The 20,391-nt window shown below is 65.4% G+C and carries 20 protein-coding genes; 12 read left to right on the top strand and 8 right to left on the bottom strand.

The genetic code is table 11. The annotated features are described in order from the left end of the window. Positions 1-170: 170 nt before the first annotated feature. Positions 171-1,025 carry a ChbG/HpnK family deacetylase gene (locus ACKODO_RS06625; RefSeq protein ID WP_408982657.1) on the bottom strand — a complete coding sequence of 285 codons (855 nt, stop codon included), beginning with the start codon at positions 1,023-1,025 and terminating at the stop codon, positions 171-173. 143 nt (positions 1,026-1,168) lie between these two features. Here ACKODO_RS06625 and ACKODO_RS06620 point away from each other — a divergent pair, with 143 nt between their 5' ends. Beyond that, on the top strand, positions 1,169-2,200 hold the full coding sequence (locus tag ACKODO_RS06620; RefSeq protein ID WP_408982656.1) for a glycosyltransferase family 2 protein: 1,032 nt from the start codon (positions 1,169-1,171) through the stop codon (positions 2,198-2,200). After that, complete coding sequence (murJ, locus tag ACKODO_RS06615) at positions 2,197-3,714, top strand: murein biosynthesis integral membrane protein MurJ (RefSeq protein WP_408982655.1); 1,518 nt, start codon at positions 2,197-2,199, stop codon at positions 3,712-3,714. The genes ACKODO_RS06620 and murJ overlap by 4 nt, the downstream gene beginning before the upstream one ends. Positions 3,715-4,010: 296 nt before the next feature. Here the strand turns inward: murJ and ACKODO_RS06610 are convergent, their stop codons facing one another. Further along, positions 4,011-4,325: a hypothetical protein gene (locus ACKODO_RS06610; protein WP_408982654.1), complete on the bottom strand. Its 315-nt coding sequence runs from the start codon at positions 4,323-4,325 to the stop codon at positions 4,011-4,013. Positions 4,326-4,478: 153 nt separating this feature from the next. Between ACKODO_RS06610 and ACKODO_RS06605 the strand changes: the two genes are divergently transcribed. Together ACKODO_RS06605 and ACKODO_RS06600 are read left to right on the top strand one after the other, a co-directional pair. After that, positions 4,479-4,688, top strand: coding sequence for a DUF2892 domain-containing protein (locus ACKODO_RS06605; RefSeq protein WP_408982653.1), 210 nt, complete (start codon positions 4,479-4,481; stop codon positions 4,686-4,688). 107 nt (positions 4,689-4,795) lie between these two features. Continuing rightward, complete coding sequence (locus tag ACKODO_RS06600) at positions 4,796-5,179, top strand: DUF305 domain-containing protein (protein ID WP_408982652.1); 384 nt, start codon at positions 4,796-4,798, stop codon at positions 5,177-5,179. 200 nt (positions 5,180-5,379) lie between these two features. Here ACKODO_RS06600 and ACKODO_RS06595 read toward each other — a convergent pair whose 3' ends face one another. Then, positions 5,380-6,237, bottom strand: coding sequence for a branched-chain amino acid aminotransferase (locus ACKODO_RS06595; protein ID WP_408982651.1), 858 nt, complete (start codon positions 6,235-6,237; stop codon positions 5,380-5,382). A 161-nt stretch (positions 6,238-6,398) separates the two neighbouring features. On the opposite strand from ACKODO_RS06595, the gene ACKODO_RS06590 reads away from it, so the two are divergent. After that, the gene (locus ACKODO_RS06590; RefSeq protein ID WP_408982660.1) at positions 6,399-7,043 is read left to right on the top strand and encodes a haloacid dehalogenase type II; all 645 of its coding nucleotides are present in this window, start codon (positions 6,399-6,401) and stop codon (positions 7,041-7,043) included. Positions 7,044-7,046: 3 nt separating this feature from the next. Here ACKODO_RS06590 and ACKODO_RS06585 read toward each other — a convergent pair whose 3' ends face one another. Genes ACKODO_RS06585 through ACKODO_RS06575 form a run of 3 tightly spaced genes read right to left on the bottom strand, consistent with a single transcriptional unit; the run spans position 7,047 to position 10,608 of the window. Beyond that, entirely contained in the window at positions 7,047-8,432 is a 1,386-nt protein-coding gene (locus ACKODO_RS06585) for a M20/M25/M40 family metallo-hydrolase (RefSeq protein ID WP_408982659.1), read from the bottom strand. 24 nt (positions 8,433-8,456) lie between these two features. Continuing rightward, a complete protein-coding gene (locus ACKODO_RS06580; RefSeq protein ID WP_408982650.1) occupies positions 8,457-9,071 on the bottom strand; it encodes a LysE/ArgO family amino acid transporter in 615 nt (204 codons plus the stop codon). Positions 9,072-9,075: 4 nt separating this feature from the next. Beyond that, positions 9,076-10,608 carry a helicase HerA-like domain-containing protein gene (locus tag ACKODO_RS06575; RefSeq protein WP_408982649.1) on the bottom strand — a complete coding sequence of 511 codons (1,533 nt, stop codon included), beginning with the start codon at positions 10,606-10,608 and terminating at the stop codon, positions 9,076-9,078. 252 nt (positions 10,609-10,860) lie between these two features. On the opposite strand from ACKODO_RS06575, the gene ACKODO_RS06570 reads away from it, so the two are divergent. From ACKODO_RS06570 to ACKODO_RS06555, 4 genes are all read left to right on the top strand, one after another. Beyond that, positions 10,861-11,250, top strand: coding sequence for a DUF2267 domain-containing protein (locus ACKODO_RS06570; protein WP_408982658.1), 390 nt, complete (start codon positions 10,861-10,863; stop codon positions 11,248-11,250). A 146-nt stretch (positions 11,251-11,396) separates the two neighbouring features. Beyond that, positions 11,397-13,304: a methylmalonyl-CoA mutase family protein gene (locus tag ACKODO_RS06565; RefSeq protein ID WP_408982648.1), complete on the top strand. Its 1,908-nt coding sequence runs from the start codon at positions 11,397-11,399 to the stop codon at positions 13,302-13,304. A gap of 8 nt (positions 13,305-13,312) precedes the next feature. Then, positions 13,313-15,493, top strand: a complete 2,181-nt coding sequence (gene scpA, locus ACKODO_RS06560; RefSeq protein ID WP_408982647.1) for a methylmalonyl-CoA mutase — start codon at positions 13,313-13,315, stop codon at positions 15,491-15,493. A gap of 4 nt (positions 15,494-15,497) precedes the next feature. Further along, entirely contained in the window at positions 15,498-16,109 is a 612-nt protein-coding gene (locus ACKODO_RS06555) for a peptidase C15 (protein ID WP_408982646.1), read from the top strand. Here the strand turns inward: ACKODO_RS06555 and ACKODO_RS06550 are convergent. Next, the gene (locus ACKODO_RS06550; RefSeq protein ID WP_408982645.1) at positions 16,098-17,138 is read right to left on the bottom strand and encodes an asparaginase; all 1,041 of its coding nucleotides are present in this window, start codon (positions 17,136-17,138) and stop codon (positions 16,098-16,100) included. The genes ACKODO_RS06555 and ACKODO_RS06550 overlap by 12 nt on opposite strands. 26 nt (positions 17,139-17,164) lie before the next feature. Next, complete coding sequence (gene efp / locus ACKODO_RS06545; RefSeq protein ID WP_408982644.1) at positions 17,165-17,734, bottom strand: elongation factor P; 570 nt, start codon at positions 17,732-17,734, stop codon at positions 17,165-17,167. Positions 17,735-17,840: 106 nt separating this feature from the next. On the opposite strand from efp, the gene epmA reads away from it, so the two are divergent. The 3 genes from epmA to ACKODO_RS06530 form a co-directional block, all read left to right on the top strand. Then, positions 17,841-18,878, top strand: coding sequence for an EF-P lysine aminoacylase EpmA (gene epmA, locus ACKODO_RS06540; protein WP_408982643.1), 1,038 nt, complete (start codon positions 17,841-17,843; stop codon positions 18,876-18,878). Further along, entirely contained in the window at positions 18,875-19,903 is a 1,029-nt protein-coding gene (locus tag ACKODO_RS06535; RefSeq protein WP_408982642.1) for a lysine-2,3-aminomutase-like protein, read from the top strand. The genes epmA and ACKODO_RS06535 overlap by 4 nt, the downstream gene beginning before the upstream one ends. A gap of 209 nt (positions 19,904-20,112) precedes the next feature. After that, on the top strand, positions 20,113-20,391 hold a 279-nt coding region (locus ACKODO_RS06530; protein ID WP_408982641.1), incomplete at its 3' end, for a twin-arginine translocation signal domain-containing protein.

The following is a 20,391-nucleotide window of genomic DNA, read 5'->3' as shown; positions in this document are numbered from 1 at the left end:
ACCCCCGCCCATCCTTGCGCCAGTTGAAACCGCAGCCGCCTCGGCTGCGCAACCCCGACCAGCGCAGCCGGGCGGCTGCTCGCGTTGCACCCAGAGGGGTCAAGGTTCGATGCCGATCAGGGGTTAATGTTCAATGCTGATTGACAGAAGTCAGCGACATGGGAGAACCTTCATTCGGCGAGTTCAGAAAAGCGCGAGGGTCGCATGCCCGCCGCCGCGCAGATCTCGGTGAAGCGGGGGGAGAGGAAAAAGGCCATCTCGGCCTCGCGGCTTTCGGTGGCCGGGTCGAGGCCGCGCAATTCTTCATCCACGTAGCCGGGATGGCACATCACGAGGGGTCGCGGGCCGGGCGCGACGAGGTAGCTTGCGAAATCGCCTGCATAATCGGCCCTCGCGTCGAAACGCGAATAGCCGGAAAAGCCATCATTCAGGGCAAAGCCCAGCGCCTGCATCCGCGGGGCAAATGGCCCGGCAAGGCTTGCGAGCAAGATGGCCTTGGCCGCATGACGTCCGCGCGCGCTGATCGAGGCGAGCCGGTCCGCCGGGTTGCGCAGATAGGGCTTCGCATCCGGGAAGCGGCGCGGCAAGACATCCGCGAGCACGCGGCGCACGCCCGGCAGGGCATGGACATGCTGGTGGCCATCGATGAAATCCGGGGGTCGGCCCATCGCCTGCTCGAACGCGTCGATCTGCGCCTCGAGTTCCGCAGCGATTTCTGCCGATGGCAGCAGGCCCGCAACGCCGCCGCGCAGCAGGGCCGGCAGCTTTGGCAATTCTCCGGCCGGCGCGAGGCGTTTCATGCGCGTCAGAGGCGCCCCGCAGGTCAGGTTGAAATGCAGGCCCAGATCGGCCGCGCCCGAAAACTGGCCGAATGGCGCCGCACCGCTCCACCAATGAGGGCGGTTCGTCATCGCCCCCGCCGCCTTGATCCGCCCTTCCTCCAGAAGTTCGAGGATGCCGGCGCTGACACCGGGCGTCAGCGCGAAATCATCGGCGGTCAGCACGAAATGGGTAGCGTTCGGCATTGGGCTTCCATTCATGCGCCGGACACTATCAACCGGCAAATGTGATTTGGACCCGGCAGCAAGGGCTTTCCGTTATGGCGCAGATCGTTCAGAAACAGAACGGGGGAGCGGCGTGGAAACGCGCGGCGAGGGAGGAGGAAATCATGAGCCCTGCCACGGGTCCAGGCACTGCATCGCGGCCGCTGAGGCCGGAGTTGAGCGTGGTCGTGCCGGCCTTCAACGAGGGCGAGAACATCGATGCGCTCATCGGCAAGCTGGTGCCGGTGCTGGAGGAATGTGTCGCCTCTTTCGAAATCCTCTTCGTGGATGACGGCTCCTGCGACGATACGCTCTCTCGCATCAATCGTTTTGCCGAGGCGGATGGTCGCATCCGTGCGCTGCGCTTCAGCCGCAATTTCGGCAAGGAAATCGCGCTGGCCGCCGGGCTCGATCACGCGCGGGGCGAGGCCGTGGCGCTGATTGACGCCGATCTCCAGCATCCGCCGGAAATCCTGAACACCTTCGTAGCGCGCTGGCGGGAGGGTTACGAGATGGTCTACGGGCAGCGCATCGACCGCTCGACCGATGGCGCGATCCGCCGCTGGCTGACCGATCGCTTCTACCGCCTCTTCCGCAAGTTCGGCGAAATTCCGCTGCCCGAGGGGGCGGGAGATTTCCGCCTCATGGATCGCAAGGTGGTGGAGGCCCTTCGCCAGTTGGGAGAGCGCGCGCGCTTCTCGAAAGGCCTCTATGCCTGGGTGGGATTTCGCTCCATCGGCGTGCCCTTCGAGGTGCGGGAACGCCTGCATGGCACATCCAAATGGGGCCTCAAGAAGCTGACACGCTTCGCCTTTGATGGCCTTTCCTCCTTCTCCACCCTGCCGTTGAAGCTCGCGACCTATCTCGGCATCGGCATCTCGATCTTCGCGATGACCTATGCGGTGAGCATCGCCCTGCGCACGCTGATCTGGGGCTCGGATGTGCCGGGCTTCCCGACGCTCGTGGTGTCGGTGATGTTCTTCTCGGGCATCCAGCTCGTGTTCCTCGGCATCATCGGCGAGTATATCGGCCGCATCTTCGCGGAGGTGAAGCGCCGGCCGCTCTACATCGTGGCGGAGGAAATCGGCGGCGAGCCGATCGAGAAGCCCGAGGCCGTGCCCTTGCGCGCCAAGCCGAGAGCCCGCGCCCATCCATGATCCGGGGTTTCGTCTCCGTCAGCCTCTGGACCCTGATCTCCCGCATCACCGGATTTCTGAGGGATATCCTTCTGGCCCGGTTGCTGGGCGCTGGCCTGATGATGGATGCCTTCGCCGTCGCCTTCCGCCTGCCGAACCACTTTCGCGCCATTTTCGGCGAAGGCGCCTTTTCCTCGGCCTTCGTGCCGGCCTATACCCGCATCCGCACGCAAGCGGGCGACCTTGCAAGCCGCCGCTTCCAGGGCGAGGTGCTCGCCCTGATGCTGCTGGCGCAGGGCCTGCTGCTGGTCCTGGTGCTGGCCTTCACGCCGGGCTTCATCCGCCTGCTCGCGCCGGGCTTCGCCGCTTCCGGCGCGGCGATGGGGCTGGCGGTGGAACTCACGCGCATCACCTTCCCCTATCTCGCCCTGGTCTCGCTCGTGGTCCTGTGGACAGGCGTTCTGAATGCCGAGAAGCGCTTCGCGGCCGGCGCCGCAGCGCCCGTGCTCCTCAATCTGGCGATGATTTCCACCCTGCTCCTCGCCGGCTTCTTCGCGAGCGGTGCGCATGCCGCCGCCTGGGGCGTGCTGATCGCGGGCGTGCTGGAAGCGGGCCTGCTGATGATCGCCGCCTTCCGCGCCGGCCTGCTCGCGCCGCCCGTCTGGCCGCGATGGAACGGCGAGCTGGCGCGCTTCTTCCGCGCCTTCGGGCCTGCGGTGATCGGCTCGGCCGGAGTGCAGATTGCGATGCTCGCCGATACGATCATCGTCACGTTTCTGCCGCCGGGCGGAGCTTCCTCGCTTTACTATGCCGATCGCCTCTACCAATTGCCCATCGGGGTCATCGCGGTGGCCGCCGGCACGGTGCTGCTGCCGGAAATGTCGAAGCGCCTCGCGGCCGGTGATGAACCCGGCGCGCACAAGGCGCAGAACCAGAGCCTGGCGATCTCGCTGATGCTGGCCCTTCCCTTCACGGCCGCCTTCCTGTTCATTCCCGAGGCGATCATCGCCGGCTTTTTCGGCTATGGCGCGTTCGGCGAGGAGGCCGTGCGAAGCGCTGCCGCCGTTCTCGCGGCCTATGCCTGGGGCCTGCCCGCCGTGGTGGCGATCCGCTCGCTCGTCGGCAGCTTCCATGCGCGCGGCGATACGCGCACCCCGCTCTATGCCTCGCTCACCGCGATCGCGCTGAACCTCGGCCTGAAGCTGCTGCTCTGGCGCGATTATGGCGCGTCCGGCCTCGCTTTCGCCACCGCGCTGGGCGCGATCGCCAATGCGCTGATCCTCGCCGCTCTGGCCATCCGCCAGAAGAAGGCCAGGCCGGATGGCGAACTCGCCTTGCAGCTCTGGGTCGCGCTGATCGGCACGATCTGGCTGGTTGCGGCGCTGCTTCTGGTGCGGGAGTTTTATGGCGCAACGTTCAGCGCGCTCCCGGCCTATGTGAAGCTCGGGGTCTATGCGGTTGCGGGCGCCTTGGCCTATGGCGCGATCGTGCTGATCTGCGCGCGGATCGCGCGGCTTTCGCTGCGCTTCCGCTAGAGCATCCGCCCGCCAAGTGGATACCGGTTGGCGGAAAAAGCGGATGCGAAAACAAGAAGAGTGAGCGCAAGATCTGATTCAATCAGATCGGTTTGCGCTCTAGAGCATTTTCAAGCGAAGTGGTTTCCGGTTCGCGCAAAGAAAATGCGAAAAAAGAAAGAGAGAAGCATTTTCAAGCGAAGCATGCCCCCGCGAAGGCGGGGGTGGGCACCGGTTCGCGCCAAGAAAATGCGATCAGGAAAAGAGATAATGCATTCGATCTCGATGTCTGTTTGGTCGGAAAACGCTCTGGTCGCTCAGCGCTTGTAGCCCACGCGGATGGGCGTGCAGCGCGCGAAACCCGGCCGCAGCGGATAGACGGAAGCCTGGCGGCCCAGCCATTGCTCGCAGCTCGCGACATCATGGAAACAGGCCTGAAACGACTTCCAGTCCACCACGCCATCGCGAACTGCGCGTCCCCCGAGGTAATTCCCGGCGATCACCAGCGTATCGGCCTTGAAATGGCGCGCGGATTGACAGGGAACGCCAACGGGCGGCGGGGTCCAGGCAAGGGCCGGCGAGGCCAAGAGAACGACGCCGAGCAGAACACCGGCCAAAGCAAGATTGCGCATGCGCCGCCTCCATAAAGCTGGTTGACCAGGCACGACCCGAGCGATTCGCGCCTCTCCGGAAAGGAAGTCGCCAGATAGCTCAAGGCTTGCTTGCAAACAAATTCATGCAATCATATATGTCTGTCATTCCATGGAACTGGATGGAGGGTAATCATGGTCCGCAATGTTGGAACGATCGACCGGGCCTTGCGCGTGATGGTCGGCCTCGTGCTGATCGCCTATGCCATTCCGCTGGGCTTCTCCCAGACCGGCTGGAACTGGGTGGGCTGGATCGGCGTGGTCCCGCTTCTCACCGCATTTCTCGGCACTTGCCCGGCCTATTCCATTCTCGGCGTCTCGACCTGCGAGCGGAAGAGCGGGTGATCGCGCTTCACCGGCGACCGTCACGGTCGGCAATGCCATTGAAACACCGCTGAAACAATGCTGGACTATCTTCCGTCACGGTTCATGACGAGGAAAGGACATCGGCAATGAAGCGGATCATCCTGGCCGGAACGGTTCTCGCGGCTTGCGCGTTTTCGGCCGAGGCGCAGCATTCCGGGCATCATGGCGGGCACAATGCGCATGGCTCCCACGCCGCGCCGACCGCGAAGGCGGAGACGGCCGCAACAAAGGCCTTCCGTGCCGCGAATGACAAGATGCACAAGGATATGGACATCCCTTTCACCGGCGATGCCGATATCGATTTCTTCAAGGGCATGATCCCGCATCACCAGGGCGCGATCGACATGGCGCGCGTGGTGCTCCTGCAAGGCAAGGACCCGCAAGTGAGGAAGCTCGCCGAGGAGGTTATCGCCGCGCAGGAGAAGGAGATCGCCTTCATGCGCGAATGGCTGAAGAAGAAGGGCCAGTGAGCGGCTGCACCAACGAAAAGGCCGCGGTTTCTGCCGCGGCCGATTTCGGAAGGGGTCTCGAACCTTCTTGAGGACACCACGTCTGACGTCTGGGGGCTCACAGACGTGAAATCCGTTGTATCTGCAAAGCATGATTCCCCTTTATGGAATCGTCAGGCCAGGATTGTGGCAATATCCCGAATTGAGACACGAGCCTGTGATCAGGCGGCATGGGCGAATTCCCAGTAGAGTTCTCGCGCCTTCCGGTAGGCCGGACCGGCCTGATATTCCCGCCCGTCCAGGCGGGTGACCGGCATCACCTTCGAATAATTGCCCGAGATGAAAACCTCGTCCGCGCGGGCGAAATCCTCGTAGCTCAACGCCTGTTCCACCACCTGCACACCCGTATCGCGCATCAGCTGGATGACGCGCTGGCGGGTGATGCCGTTGAGGAAGGCGCCATTCGGCGCGGGCGTGAAGACGACGCCGTCCTTCACCATGAAGATGTTGGCCGTCGCGGTCTCGGCAATGTTGCCGAGCAGATCCCGCACGAGGCAATTGTCGAAGCCGCGCGATTTCGCTTCCGAGAGGCAGCGGGCATTGTTGGGGTAAAGGCAACCCGCCTTCGCATCTGTCGGCATGCATTCGAGCGAGGGGCGCCGGAACGGCGAGAGCGTCAGGCTCATGCCACGCGGCTCGGGCATCGGCGCCACGAACAGGCAGAGGGCGAAGCGGCAATCATCCGGGTTCGGCAGGATGGTGGAGGCACCCTCGCCTTCCGCCCACACCATGGGCTTCACGTAGAGCGGTGCATCGGCGGCGAATTTCTTCGTGCCCTCTTTCGTGAGCGCCACGATCTCTTCCGGGCTGACCCCGGCCTTGAGGCCGAGATTGCTCGCCGAGCGCACGAGGCGATCCGCATGGCGATCAAGATCGGGATAGACCCCTTCGAAGACACGGGCGCCATCGAACACGGTGGAAGCGAGCCAGAAGGCATGGCTGCGCGGCCCCATCAGCGGCGGGTTCCCCTCCAGCCAGCGCCCCTCGAAAAACGTCCAGGTTTCAGACCACGCCATCATGCCCTCCGGGAATAAACTTTCCCCATACGAGCGGCAGGCCAGGGTAAGGTCAATCGCTCCGGGCTTTACAGGCCGCGCTATTCGAACAAATCATCAACCGATCAAAAGCCATGATTGGCTTCGGCCTGGCATCACGCGGAGGAACCTTGGCTCGCATCTTCATGTTTGACGCCTATGGCACTCTCTTCGATGTTCACTCCGCAGTGATTCGCGCCGGCGCGCCGCTGGGCGACAAGGCGCAGGAACTCTCCGCCCTGTGGCGGCAGAAGCAGCTCGAATACAGCTGGGTTCTGACCGCGATGGGGCGCGGCGGCAGCGCCGATTTCTGGAATCTGACCGAACGCGCGCTGGATTTCGCAATGGCACGCTTCGGGCTTGGCGATCCGGCCCTGCGCAACGCCCTGCTGGATGCCTATCGCGTGCTCGATGCCTTTCCGGATGTGGCGAAGGTCCTGGGGCGGCTGAAATCCGCGCGTCACCGCACGGTGGTCTTCACCAATGGCACGCATGCCATGGTGAAGAATGCGATCGCCGCGAGCCGACTGGGGGGATACATCGATCAGGTGATCTCGGTCGAGCAGACCGGCCATTTCAAGCCGGCCATGCCGGTCTATGCCGTCGCCAGCCGGCTTGCGCTGGCGGATCACCCTTCGGATATCAGCTTCGTCTCCTCGAACCGCTGGGACATTGCCGGCGCCTTCGCGGCCGGCTTCACGCCCATCTGGGTCAATCGCGCCGGCCTGCCGGATGAATATCCCGGCCTTCCGCCCCTGAAGATCGTTCCCGACCTTCACGGGGTGGATTGAGCCTCAGCGTTTCGCCAGCGCGAGAAGGATGCGCGCCCAGCTTTTCTGTCCGCGATAGAAGCTCTCGAGATCGTATTTCTCGTTCGGCGAATGGGTGCGATCATCGTCGAGCGCCCAGCCGATCAGCAGCGCATCGAGCCCCAGCAGGCGCTTGAAATCCCCCACGATGGGGATCGAGCCGCCATGGCCAAGCACCACGGGTTCCGTGCCCCATTCGTCGCGCAGGGCGCCGATCGCAAGGCGCAGATCGGGGCTGTCCTCGCTCACCTGCACCGCGCGACTGCCCTTGTAGCCGATGAACTCCACCGAACAATCCGGCGGGATCATCCCTGCGACATATTCGCGGAAGTTCTTCTGGATCGCCTTGGGGTCCTGGTCCTGCACGAGGCGGAAGGAGATCTTCGCACGCGCCTCCGCCGCGATCACGGTCTTGGTGCCGGCTCCGGTATAGCCACCCCAGATGCCGTTGCAATCGCAGGTCGGGCGCGCCTGGATCTTCTCGATCAGCGTACGGCCCCTCTCGCCGGCGGCGAATTTCAGGCCGACCGTGCCGAGGAAATCCGCCTCCGTGAGGCCGAGCGCCTCCCACGAGGCCTTGCGGTTGTCGCCCGTCTCGTGAACACCGTCATAGAAATGGGGGACGGCCACCCGTCCCTCGGCATCATGCATGGCGGCGATGATGCGCGCCAGGATGTGGATGGGGTTCTGCGCCGTGCCACCGAAATGGCCGGAATGCAGGTCGCGATTCGCGGCCCGCACGATGATCTCCTCATAGAGCAGGCCCCGCAGCGACGAGGTGATCTGCGGCCGGCCGCGATCCCACATGCCGGTATCGCAGACAAGGCAGATATCCGCCTTGAACTCGGCCGTGTTTTTCTCGAGAAAATCCGGGAGATTGATCGAGCCGTTCTCCTCCTCGCCCTCGATCATCACCGAGAGCGATACCGGCAGGTCGCCCGTCTCGGCGATGATGGCGCGGCAGGCCTCCAGGAAGGTCATGATCTGGCCCTTGTCATCCGAGGCGCCACGCGCGCAGATCGCCGGCCCGCCGGGTGAAACCTCCTTCACCACCGGCTCGAAGGGGGGCTGTTCCCACAATTCCAGCGGGTCGACCGGCTGCACGTCGTAATGGCCGTAGAAGAGGATGTGCGGCTTGCCGGGCCGGCGGCGATGGCCCACCACCATGGGATGACCGGGCGTTTCGCGCAAGGAAGCCTCGAAGCCCATGGTCGTGAGGTCCGCCACGAGATGCCCGCCCGCGCGCCGCACCTCGGCCCTGTAGCCCGGATCGGTGGAAATGGAGGGGATCGCCAGCCAGGCTTTCAGGCGGGCGAGGGTGTTCTCGTGGCTGGCATCCAGGCGCGAGAGAACGGCAGGGAGGGACATGATTCGGCCTTCGCGGGGTAGAGAGCTTCAGCCCCTGATCATCCACAGCCCGAGTTTCAGCGCAATCATCCCCATGATGCATGCGATGATCGCATCGAGAATGCGCCAGGCCATCGGCTTCGCAAATAACGGGGTGAGCACCCGCGCGCCATAGCCAAGCCCGAAAAACCAGACGAAGGACGCGCTTGCGGCACCCATGCCATAAGCCCAGCGCTCCTGCCCCGCATAGCCCGCCGCGAGGCTGCCCACGAGGATGACCGTATCGAGATAGACATGCGGGTTGAGGAAGGTGAAAGCCGCGCAAGCCGAGAGCGCGGCCTTGAGCGTGAGGGGTGCCCCCTGCCCCACGGCCATGGCACCGGGAGCCATCGCGCGGCGCGCCGCCATCACGCCATAAGCCAGCAGGAACACGATACCGAAAATCGTGACGGCCGTGATCAGCCCCGGCACCTTCTCGATCAGGAAGCCGAGCCCCGCGACGCCCAGCGCGATCAGCGTCGCATCCGAGGCTGCGCAGAACAGCGAGACCGCGAAGACATGCTCGCGCTTGATGCCCTGCCGCAGCACGAAGGCGTTCTGCGCGCCGATCGCCACGATGAGCGATCCGCCAATGGCAAACCCGGTGACGAAGGGAAGGAGCATGGCCTCAACGCCTCTCGCCCAGCAGGCTACCCAGCACGCCGCGCACGATGGCCGTGCCGATCTGCCGGCCGACCGTGTTTGCCACGGAGCGCGCGGCGGAGGTCGCGATCTTCTCGGCCATGCTCGGTTGCGGGCGGGGCGCGGCGCGACCTCGTCCCGTGGGCGCCGGCGCCGGCGCGCTGCCGCCAAAAAGGCCACCGAGCACATTGTCGAAAAGGCCGCCGCCCTGCGCAGCCCTGGCGGCTGCCTCGGCTTTCGCCGCCAGCATCTCGAAGGCGCTCTCACGATCGGCCGTCTCGGTATACTTGTTGCGGAACGGGCTCTCGCGCATCAGGGCCGCACGCTCCTGCGGCGTGATCGGCCCAACGCGCCCGCCCGGCGGGGCTACAAGCGTGCGCTCCACCATCGAGGGCGCGCCCTTGCCCTCGAGCACCGAGACCAGCGCCTCCCCCACGCCGAGATTGGTGATGACTTCGGCGGTCCTGAATTTCGGGTTCGGGCGGAAGGTTTCGGCTGCGGCCTTCACGGCCTTCTGCTCGCGCGGGGTGAAGGCGCGAAGGGCATGCTGCACACGATTGCCGAGCTGCGCGCCGACCTTGTCCGGCACGTCGAGCGGGTTCTGCGTCACGAAATACACGCCCACGCCCTTCGAGCGGATGAGGCGCACGACCTGCTCGATCGCATCGATCAGCGCAGCGGGCGCGTTATCAAAGAGGAGATGCGCTTCATCGAAGAAGAAGACGAGCCTGGGTTTCTCGGGATCACCCACCTCCGGCAATTGCTCGAAGAGTTCCGAGAGCATCCAGAGCAGGAAGGTCGCGTAGAGCCGCGGCGACTTCATGAGCTTGTCGGCCGCGAGGATGTTGATATGGCCCCTGCCATCCTCATCCGTGCGCATGAAATCCGCGAGTTCGAGCGCGGGTTCACCGAAGAAATTCGCGCCACCCTGGTTCTCGAGCACCAGAAGCTGACGCTGGATCGCCCCCACCGAGGCCGAGGATACGTTGCCGTAGGTCGCCTGCAACTCGGCCTGCAATTCCTTGTTGTTGCCGAGTTCCGCAAGCATCGCGCGGAGGTCCTTCAGGTCGAGCAACAGCAGGCCATGCTCATCCGCATAGCGGAAGAGAATGTTCAGCACGCCTTCCTGCGTCTCGTTGAGTTCCATCAGGCGCGCAAGCAGCAGCGGGCCCATCTCGGCCACCGTGGTGCGGATGGGGTGGCCCTGCTCCCCGAAGAGATCCCAGAACACGACCGGATATTGCTCGGCCCTGTATTCGACGCCGATCTCCTTCGCGCGGTTCACGAAGGGCGGCAGCGCATTGCCCATGGCGGCGACGCCCGAAAGGTCGCCCTTGATATCCGCCGTGAAGACCGGCACGCCATTGGCCGAAAAGCCTTCAGCCAGTTTCTGCAACGTCACGGTCTTGCCGGTGCCCGTCGCGCCGGTCACGAGGCCGTGGCGATTGGCCAGCTTGAGGGTCAACTCCTCGAACTTGGTCTCGCTCTTGCCGATCAGAATGGTCTTCGCGTCTGCCAAGGTCTTTCTCCAGCCGTTTTCCATGAGGCGACCAGCGCATATATCCGCTTCGCCCTGATTTCGGAAAGATCGCATTCGAGCGAAATTCGTGCGCCATTCTCATCTGGTCGAAAGCTTCGCGCGTGACCATCGGCGAGGCGTGAGGGGATCGGCGCAGCCGAACTTGTTTACATCTAAACAATCTTGCCTTGCCTGCCCCGGCGGGATCGCGTAACGCTCCGGCAACGTCTCATCCGGGGAGGATCGATCATGATGCAGGAACTCATCAACCGCGTGGTTCAGAATGTCGGGCTTGACCCCGCTCTGGCCGAGAAGGCCGTAGGGATGATCCTCGCCTTCCTGCAGAAGGAAGCGCCGGAAGCCGCGGGCGAAGCCTTCGCTGCCATGCCGGGCGCGGCCGAACTGGCGGCGGCCCATGCCGCTTCGGAAGGCGGCGGCGGTCTCCTCGGCGGGCTGATGGGCATGATGGGCGGCGGTGGCGGCGTGATGGCGCTGGGCCAGCAGCTGATGGGCGCGGGCCTTGGCATGGGACAGATCCAGTCTCTCTCGAAGGAAGTCTTCGCCTATGGCCGCGAGACGGCCGGCGAAGACGCGATGGGCGCGCTGGTGGGCGCCATCCCGGGCCTCAGCCAGTTCGTCTGAGGCCATCGGACCCAGGCGGATTTCAAGGCCTCGTGCGCGGGCGCGAGGCTTTTTCGCAAGGCTTTTTCATGCCTCTGACGAGGGCGATCAGCCCCCTTCCAAAGTCCATTTCAACTTGGGCGAGGCTCGCGTTATAGAAACCGTCCATGGATGCCCCCGATCTCACCCCGCCGAAACTTGCCTCTGAATTTCCGGCCGTGACCGAAGGCGACTGGCGTCGCCTGGTCGATGGCGTTCTGAAGGGCGTGCCCTTCGAGAAGAAGCTCGTGACCCTCACCGCGGATGGGATCGCGCTTCAGCCGATCTATCCGCGTGACGCGCAGGCCGAACCGATCGCCGGTGCGCGCGGCGCCACCCCCTGGGGCATCGCCGCGACGGTGGATCACCCCGATGCCGCTGAAGCCAATCGCCTCGCGCTGGTCGATCTCGAGGGCGGGGCGGATCAGCTCACCCTCGCCTTCGCGGGTTCGCTCACCGCGCGCGGTTTCGGCCTGCCGCCGAGGGCGGAGGCGCTGGCAACCGCGCTTGCGGGCATCCATTGCGATCTCGTGCGCCTGAGGCTCGATCCGCCGCCCTTCGCGGGGGCGGAGGTGGCCGACATCTTCCGGGCCTATGCGAAATCCCGCAACCTGCCGGGCGCGACGCTGAAGGTCGAGTTCGGCATGCGCCCGCTGGCGGATTGGGCGCGCATCGGCGCGATCCCAAAAGCATGGCTTGCGATCTGCACGCGTATCCGCGAAGCGGTTCTGGCGCTGCTTGAAGCCGGGTTCACGGGCCCGTTCCTGATGGCGGAGTCCCGCCCCTTCCATGAAGCAGGTGCCAGCGAGGCGCAGGAAATCGCAAGCCTGATCGCGCAAGGCATCACCTATCTGCGCCTGCTCGGCAAGGGTGGATTCGCGCCGGAGAAAGCACAGATGCTGATTGCTTTCACCATCGCGGCGGATCAGGATCAATTCCTCACGCTCGCGAAAATCCGTGCCTTCCGCCGCCTCTGGGCCGGCGTGCTCGAACATTGCGGGGTGAAGAAGCCCGCACCCGCGTTCATCCATGCCGAAAGCGCCTTCCGCATGATGACGCGGCGCGACCCCAACGGCAACATGCTGCGCGTGTCGATCGCCGGCCTCGCGGCGGCTCTGGGCGGGGCGGATTCGCTCACGCTGCTTCCGTATAGCGCGGCGCTCGGCCTGCCGGATTCCAATGCGCGCCGCCTCTCGCGCAACACGAGCCTCATCCTCCTGCGTGAATCCAACCTCGATCGCATGATCGACCCGGCTTCCGGCTCCGGCGCGATCGAGGAGATCACCGAGACGCTGGAGGAGAAGACCTGGGCCATTGTCCAGCATCTCGAGGCCGAGCGCGCGGGCAGCCTCGGCGGCATGGCGGCGGCGCTTGAAACCGGCGCCTTCGCCCGGAAGATCGCGGCCACGCGCGAAAACCGCCAGCGCGCTGTTGCCAGCCGTGCGGTTCCGGTGACCGGCGTGAGCGAGTTCCCGAACGTCACGGAAGCGGAAACCCCGGTGCTGATGCCCGCGCCCGCCGCTTCCGCGAGCCAGACCAAGTTCCCCGGCATGCGGCTCGCCGCACCCTTCGAAGCCCTGCGCGACCGCGCCGATGCGCTTGCCGCGCGGGGCGCAAAACCGCGCATCTTCCTGGCGCCCCTGGGCCGGCTCGCGGATTTCACCCCGCGCGCGACCTTCACGAAGAACGCCTTCGAAGCCAGCGGCATCGAGGCGCTTCTGTCGGATGGCTTCCCGCTTTCGGCGGGCGGCACGGATATCGATGAACTCGTCCGCGCCTTCAAGGCTGCTGGCACCACCCTCGCCTGCCTCGTCGGGGCGGATGCGGAATATCAGCTGGAAGCCGTCCCGATCGCGCAGGCCCTCCACGCGGCCGGGGCCTCCACCCTGCTGATGGCCGGCAAGCCTGGCGACCTCGAAGCGCTGCTCGCGGAAAGCGGCGTGAGCGGTTATGTTGCCTTTGGCATGGATCTGGTCGCATTCCTCGATCATCTGCTGACTGGCCTGGAAAATTCATGCATCGAGCCGAATTCGTGAGCGGGAGAATGCCCATGGTCCCGGATTTCTCGAACCTCCCCAAGCCTTCGAGCCGAGCGCCGTCACAGGCCGCGCGCGAGCATGCCGCCCGCGCTTCTGCCTGGGAGACACCCGAAGGCATCGCCATCCAGCCGCTGACCGATGAGGTTGCCCTCGCCGGCCTCGATTTCCTCTCGACATGGCCCGGCGCCGCGCCCTTCCTGCGTGGCCCCTACCCCACGATGTATGTGACGAACCCGTGGACCATCCGCCAATATGCGGGCTTCTCCACGGCGGAGGATTCGAACGCCTTCTACCGCCGCAACCTCGCGGCAGGGCAGAAGGGGCTTTCGGTCGCCTTCGATCTCGCGACGCATCGCGGCTACGATTCCGATCACCCGCGCGTGGCCGGTGACGTGGGCATGGCGGGTGTCGCGATCGATTCCATCCTCGACATGCGCACGCTGTTCGATGGCATCCCGCTCGACCGCATGAGCGTCTCGATGACGATGAATGGCGCGGTCCTGCCCATCCTCGCGCTCTTCATCGTGGCGGGCGAGGAGCAGGGCGTGCCGGCGGCGAAGCTCTCCGGCACCATCCAGAACGACATCCTGAAGGAGTTCATGGTTCGCAACACCTATATCTACCCGCCCAAGGGGTCGATGCGGATCATCTCGGACATCTTCGCCTTCACGGCGGAAAACATGCCGAAATTCAACTCGATCTCGATCTCCGGCTATCACATGCAGGAGGCGGGCGCGACGCAGGATCTCGAACTCGCCTATACCCTGGCCGATGGCCTCGAATATCTCCGCGCCGGCACGGCCGCCGGCCTTGATATCGATGCGTTTGCCCCGCGCCTCTCGTTCTTCTGGGCGATCGGCATGAATTTCTTCATGGAAATCGCCAAGATGCGCGCCGCGCGCCTGCTCTGGGCGAAGATCGTGAAGGGCTTCGAGCCGAAGAGCGACAAGTCCCTGGCACTCCGCACGCATTGCCAGACCTCCGGCTGGTCCCTCGCGGCGCAGGACGTGTTCAACAATGTGGCACGCACGCTTGTCGAGGCATTGGCCGCGACGCAAGGGGGCACGCAATCGCTGCATACCAACGCGCTGGATGAAGCCCTCGCGCTGCCCAGCGACTTCTCCGCCCGCATCGCGCGCAATACGCAGATCCTCATCCAGCAGGAGAGCGGCACCTGCCGCCTGATCGACCCCTGGGGCGGCTCGCGCATGGTCGAAAAGCTCACGGGTGATCTCGCGGCGCGGGCTTGGACCCATATCCAGGAAGTCGAAAAGCTCGGCGGCATGGCGAAGGCCATCGAGGCGGGCATTCCGAAGCTGCGCATCGAGGAAGCCGCCGCGCGCACGCAGGCGCGCATCGATTCTGGCGAGCAGGCGATCATCGGCGTGAACCAGTTGAAGCCGCTGGATGAAAGGCCGCTCGACACCCTGCAGGTCGACAACGCTGCCGTGCGGGCCCGGCAGATCGAGAAACTGAGGCAGCTGCGCGCCAGCCGTGATGCGGGCAGGGTGAACACCGCTCTCGCCGCGCTTGAGAATGCGGCGCGTTCCGGCAACGCTAATCTCCTTGCGCTGGCGGTCGATGCCGCCCGCGCCCGCGCCTCCGTAGGCGAGATCAGCCTTGCGCTGGAGAAGGCCTGGAACCGCCATCAGGCGGAGATCCGCGTCGTCTCGGGCATCTATCGTGACACGGTCGGCAAGGATAACCCCGCGGTCGCCCGCGCTTCCGGCATGGTGCAGGCCTTCGCCGAGAACGAGGGGCGCAAACCGAAGATCCTCGTCGCGAAGATCGGGCAGGACGGCCACGATCGCGGCCAGAAGGTGGTGGCCTCAGCCTTCGGCGATCTCGGTTTCGAAGTGGAGATCGGCCCGCTTTTCGCCACGCCCGAGGAGGTCGCGAAGCAGGCCGTGGCCGGCCACGCGCATGTCGTGGGTGTTTCAAGCCTCGCGGCGGGCCATCTCACGCTCGTGCCCGCGCTGAAGGCGGCGCTGATGGCCGAGGGCGGGGCGGATATCATGATCGTTGTGGGTGGCGTGATCCCGCCGCAGGATTTCGCCGCCCTGATGGAAGCGGGCGCGACGGCGATCTTCCCGCCCGGCACGAACATTGCCGAGGCCGCCGCGAGCCTGCTCGATGGGCTCAACCGGAAGCTTGGCTATTCGCAGCCGCCGGTGGCGGCGCAATAACCACATGCGGCCAGACCTGCTGATCACCGGCTTCGGCCCGTTTCCGGGCGTGCCGGTCAACCCGTCCGCCCGCCTCGTGGAGGCGCTGGCGCGGGTGCCCGGCTGGCTATGGTTGGGCTGGAAGGTGCGTTACGCAATCCTCCCCGTGAGCTATGGCCCGACGGAAGCGGCCCTCGCGACCCTGCTGGAGAAGCGGCCGCGCGCGATCCTGATGTTCGGGGTGGCGGCCAGGCGGAAGGCGGTGACGGTGGAGATCGTCGCGAGGAACAGGACAAGCCGCACCGCGCGGGATGCCTCGGGGCGCCTGCCGAAGCTCGCGCGCCTCGATTCCGGCCCGGCGATCCTCAAGGGGCGCGCGCCGATGCCGCGCCTGCGGGATTTGCTGCGCGAAGCGGGTAACCCGGTTCGATTGTCGCGGAATGCCGGCCCCTATCTCTGCAACGCAGCCTATCGCTTCGCGCTTCGCGGCACGAAATCGAAGGTGCCGGTGGTGTTTGTGCATGTTCCGCGCGTCAGGAATAGCAGCGATCCGCGCGGCATCGCCTTCGGGCCCTTGCTCGCGGGCAGCGCGGCGATCGCGCGGCGGCTGGTTCTGGCGAGCCGTTTAGCCCCGTAAAGCAGCGACAGGCCGCATCCGGCCGACCTCGATTCCATTCCAATTGGCCATGCGATGATCGAGCCGCTCGGTGACGACCTTCGCCTCGCTGCCGAGCGCAAGGAAGCGCGCGAGGAGTGCTGCCATCACGGTCTCCGAGGCGCGGGTCGCGCCATCGTCGATTTTCAGCGCGATGCCGTAGCCCAACTCGGGGAGCGCGCCGCAATAGACGCCCTCGGCCCCGGTCTTGATGAAGGCGCGCTCGCGCAAGGTTTCCATCACCACCGTATCGAAGCGGCCCGTTCCCGCGACATGGAAGGGAGAGGCGGCAACCGCCTGCCGCAGGCGCCGGGCCGCCTGCGCGCGAGCCGGCGACAGCCCGACGCCGCTCGCGAATTTCGCGAAGCCCGCCGCGAGATGGCGCAGCGGAATGGCATAGGTCGGGATCGAGCAGCCATCGACGCCGCGCGTGGCTTTCGCAAGATCAAAGCCGGTCATGGCCTGAAGCGCGGCGGTGATTTCCCGCATCGTCGGGTGCTCGGGCTGGATGTAGCCCTTGGGGTCGTGGCCCGTCGCAATCGCCAGGCAGACAAAGCCCGCATGTTTGCCGGAGCAATTGTTGTGCAGCGCCGAGGGTTTGAGGCCGGCGGCAACGAGGGCTTGAAGCGCGCGGTCGCCATTCGGCCCTTTTGCTTCACGGGCGCGCTGGTTCAGCATCGGCCAATGCGCGCCGCATTCGAGGCAGGTTTCATCCCGCCCCGCCTTGGCGAGCATGGAGGCTGCTGTCTTCGTGTGCTCCTCCTCGCCGGAATGGCTGGCGCAGGCGAGCGCGAGTTCGGCATCCGTCAGGCCGAAACGATCCGCCGCGCCGCTTTCGATCAGCGGCAGGGCCTGAAAACCCTTCACGGCCGAGCGCGGGAAGATGGGCCGCTCGATATCGCCCAGCGCGAAGACCAGCCGGCCTTCGGGATCGACCACCGCCAGCGCGCCCCGATGCCCGCTCTCGACGATGCCGCCACGCGTGATTTCAACCAGCAGGGGGTTGGCCATGGAGGGGTGTCGCCGGGTTCGAGGGACTAATCCTTCGCACGCTCCACGTAGGAGCCGTCTTCCGTGTTGATCACCACGCGCGTTCCGGCGGTGACATGCGGCGGAATGGCCGTGCGCACGCCGTTCGAAAGGATCGCGGGCTTGTAGGAGGAGGAGGCCGTCTGGCCCTTGGTCACCGGCTCGGTCTCTGTGATCTCGAGGATGACGCGCTGCGGCAGCGTGATCGTCACGGCGGCACCGTTGAACACGCCGAGCTTCACGATCATGCCTTCCTGCAGATAGGCCACGCCATCGCCGATCACGTCGCCGGGCACGGTCACCTGCTCATAGTTTTCCTGATCCATGAAGATGTAGCCGTTATCATCCGGGTAGAGGTAGGAGTAATCCTTCTCTTCCACGAAGGCCTTCTCCACCTGCTCCGTCGTGCGGTAGCGGAAGGTGGATTTCACGCCATCCGAAAGGCGGCGGCCGTCGATCTGGGTCGTGGGCGTGCCCTTGCCGGGGAAGAAGCTTTCTGCGGAAATGACGGAATAGAGCCGGTCATCCACCTCGATGACATTGCCCTTGCGGATGGAGGAAGCGATGACCTTGACCACGGATATCCCCGTCTGATGGAAGCGCGATTGCTTTTCGGAAAGTCCGGCTCCATAGCCGCTTCCTTGAGAAACGCCAACCCTTTCGCAGGAGGAATCCGGAGCTTCGATGCCCGCCACGCCCTTCTGGCACCGCGAAACCCATCAGCGCCGTCGTCCGGCCTTGCGGTTGCGCGCGCGTCTGAAGGCCGCGATCCGCGCGCATTTCGAGGGCCAGGGCTTCTGGGAGGTCGAGACGGGCCTCGTGCAGGTCTCGCCCGGCAACGAGACGCATCTCCACGCCTTCGAGGCGCATTGGATCGATGCCGCTGGCGAGGCCGCGCGCGGCTATCTTCACACTTCGCCCGAATTCGCGATGAAGAAGCTGCTGGCGGCAGGCGAGGAGCGCCTCTTCCAGTTCGCGCCGGTCTTTCGCGCGCGGGAAGCCTCGCGCCTGCACGCGCCGGAATTCGTGATGCTCGAATGGTATCGGGCGGGGGAGGATTACACTGCCCTGATGGCCGATTGCGCGGCCCTGCTGCGTCTCGCGAGCGAGATTGGCGGGCGGCGGGAGGCGCATTTCCGTGATCGCCGCTGCGACCTCGCCGCCGAACCCGAGCGGCTGTCACTGGTGGACGCGTTCTTGCGCCATGCCGGCATCGCGTTGGAAGCATGCCTGACGGATCGCGATGCCTTCGCGGCAGAGGCCAAGCGGATCGGCATGCGCGTTGCCCCGGACGACACATGGGGCGACATCTTCTCGCGCATCCTCACCGAGCGCATCGAGCCGCATCTCGGGCAGGGCCGCGCGACGATCCTCGATCGCTATCCCGTTTCCGAGGCCGCTTTGGCCCGCGCTTGCCGGGATGATCCGCGCTTCGCCGAGCGCTTCGAGCTTTATGTCTGCGGCATCGAACTCGCCAATGCCTTCGGCGAACTCACCGATGCAGCCGAGCAGCGCCGCCGTTTCGAGGCCGACATGGCCGAGAAGCAGCGCCTCTATGGCGAAAGCTACCCGATCGACGAGGATTTCCTCTCAGCCCTGGCCCATATGCCACCCGCCTCTGGCGCGGCCCTCGGTTTCGATCGGCTGGCCATGCTCGCGGCGGGGGTCGAGAGCGTGCAGGAGGTGATTGCCACGCCTTTTCCCTGTGGCGAGGGTAGATGAAGACGCTGCGCAGCATCGATGACCTGGAAGCAGCGGCCCTGCTGGAAGACGGCGCGACACCGGAACTGGAGGCTGTTGCCGCGCGCTACGCCGTCGCGATCACCCCGGCGATTTCCGCGCTCATCCGACAGGGGGCGCCCGGCATCGCCGCACAGTTCCTGCCCGATGCGCGCGAACTCGTGACCATGCCGGCGGAAAACCCCGACCCGATCGGCGATCATTCACATTCGCCCGTCAAGGGCCTCGTGCATCGTTACCCGGATCGCGTGCTGATCAAGGCGCTCCATGCCTGCCCTGTCTATTGCCGCTTCTGCTTCCGCCGCGAGATGGTGGGGCCGAACGGCGACGGCATGCTTGATGATGCCGAACTGGAGATGATTTTCGATTACATCGCGGCGCATCCCGGCATCTTCGAGGTGATTGTCACCGGCGGCGATCCGCTGATGCTCTCGGCCCGGCGCATCGGTGCCATGGGCGAGCGGCTCGCGCGCATTCCGCATGTGAAGCTCATGCGCTGGCATAGCCGCGTGCCGATGGTGGCGCCGGAGCGGGTGACTGCGGAGATGGTCCGCGCACTCGCCATCCCCGGCAGGGCCGTGAGCATCGCGATCCACGCGAACCACCGAAGCGAATTCACGCCCGCCGCCGAAGCCGCCATCGCCTGCCTTGCCGATGCCGGCCTCGTGCTGCTGGGCCAGACGGTGCTGCTGAAGGGCGTGAATGCCGAGACCGAGACGCTCGCGGCGCTCTTCCGCGCCATGGTCGCGAACCGCATCCGGCCGCTCTACCTCCACCACCCTGATCTCGCGCCGGGCACGAGCCATTTCCGTCTTGGCATTGCGGAGGGTCAGGCGATCTATGGGCGCTTGCGCGGTCGGCTCTCCGGCCCGGCGATCCCGGCTTATGTGCTCGATCTGCCCGGCGGGCACGGCAAGGTGCCGATCGGGCCGGATTCTCTGCGCCAGGGGCCGGAGGGCCTCGAAATCCGGGACCCGTCCGGCATCTGGCGCGCCTATCCCGGATGACCAAGCCTCGTGGGATCTCCGCGCGCCGCAGGAAACACGGCTCCGTCGACCTACACCACCAAAAGGGACGTCACCCTCCAAGAACAAGCAGGCTTTCTTCCCGGATTCACGACTCCGCCACATGGCCGGTTGACAGATGACGGAGTGATGGAGGACTTCTCGTTCTCGTTTCAAGAACAACACGAACGGTTCAGACAGGGAGGAACCAGATGACGACCAGGCGTGAAATTCTGAAGGCGGGTGCAGCCGGCGCCACCTTGGCGGGCCTTGGCCTGCCGCTGGCCATTCCGGCTCGGGCGCAGGCCATCACCAGCCTCGACATCTTCATTCCGGCGGCACCGGGCGGTGGCTGGGATGCGACAGGCCGCGCGATGGAAGCGGCGATGCGCGCCGACGGCATCCTGAGCGAGTTCAGGATCGAGAATGTCGGCGGTGCCGGCGGCATGGTCGGTCTTCCGCGCTTCGTGGGCCAGAAGAAGGGCCAGGGC

Source organism: Rhabdaerophilum sp. (genome assembly GCF_046092605.1).
Lineage (GTDB): Bacteria > Pseudomonadota > Alphaproteobacteria > Rhizobiales > Beijerinckiaceae > Rhabdaerophilum.
The sequence above is the reverse complement of the archived record's forward strand: the minus strand, read 5'-3'. Positions and strand labels throughout refer to the sequence as shown.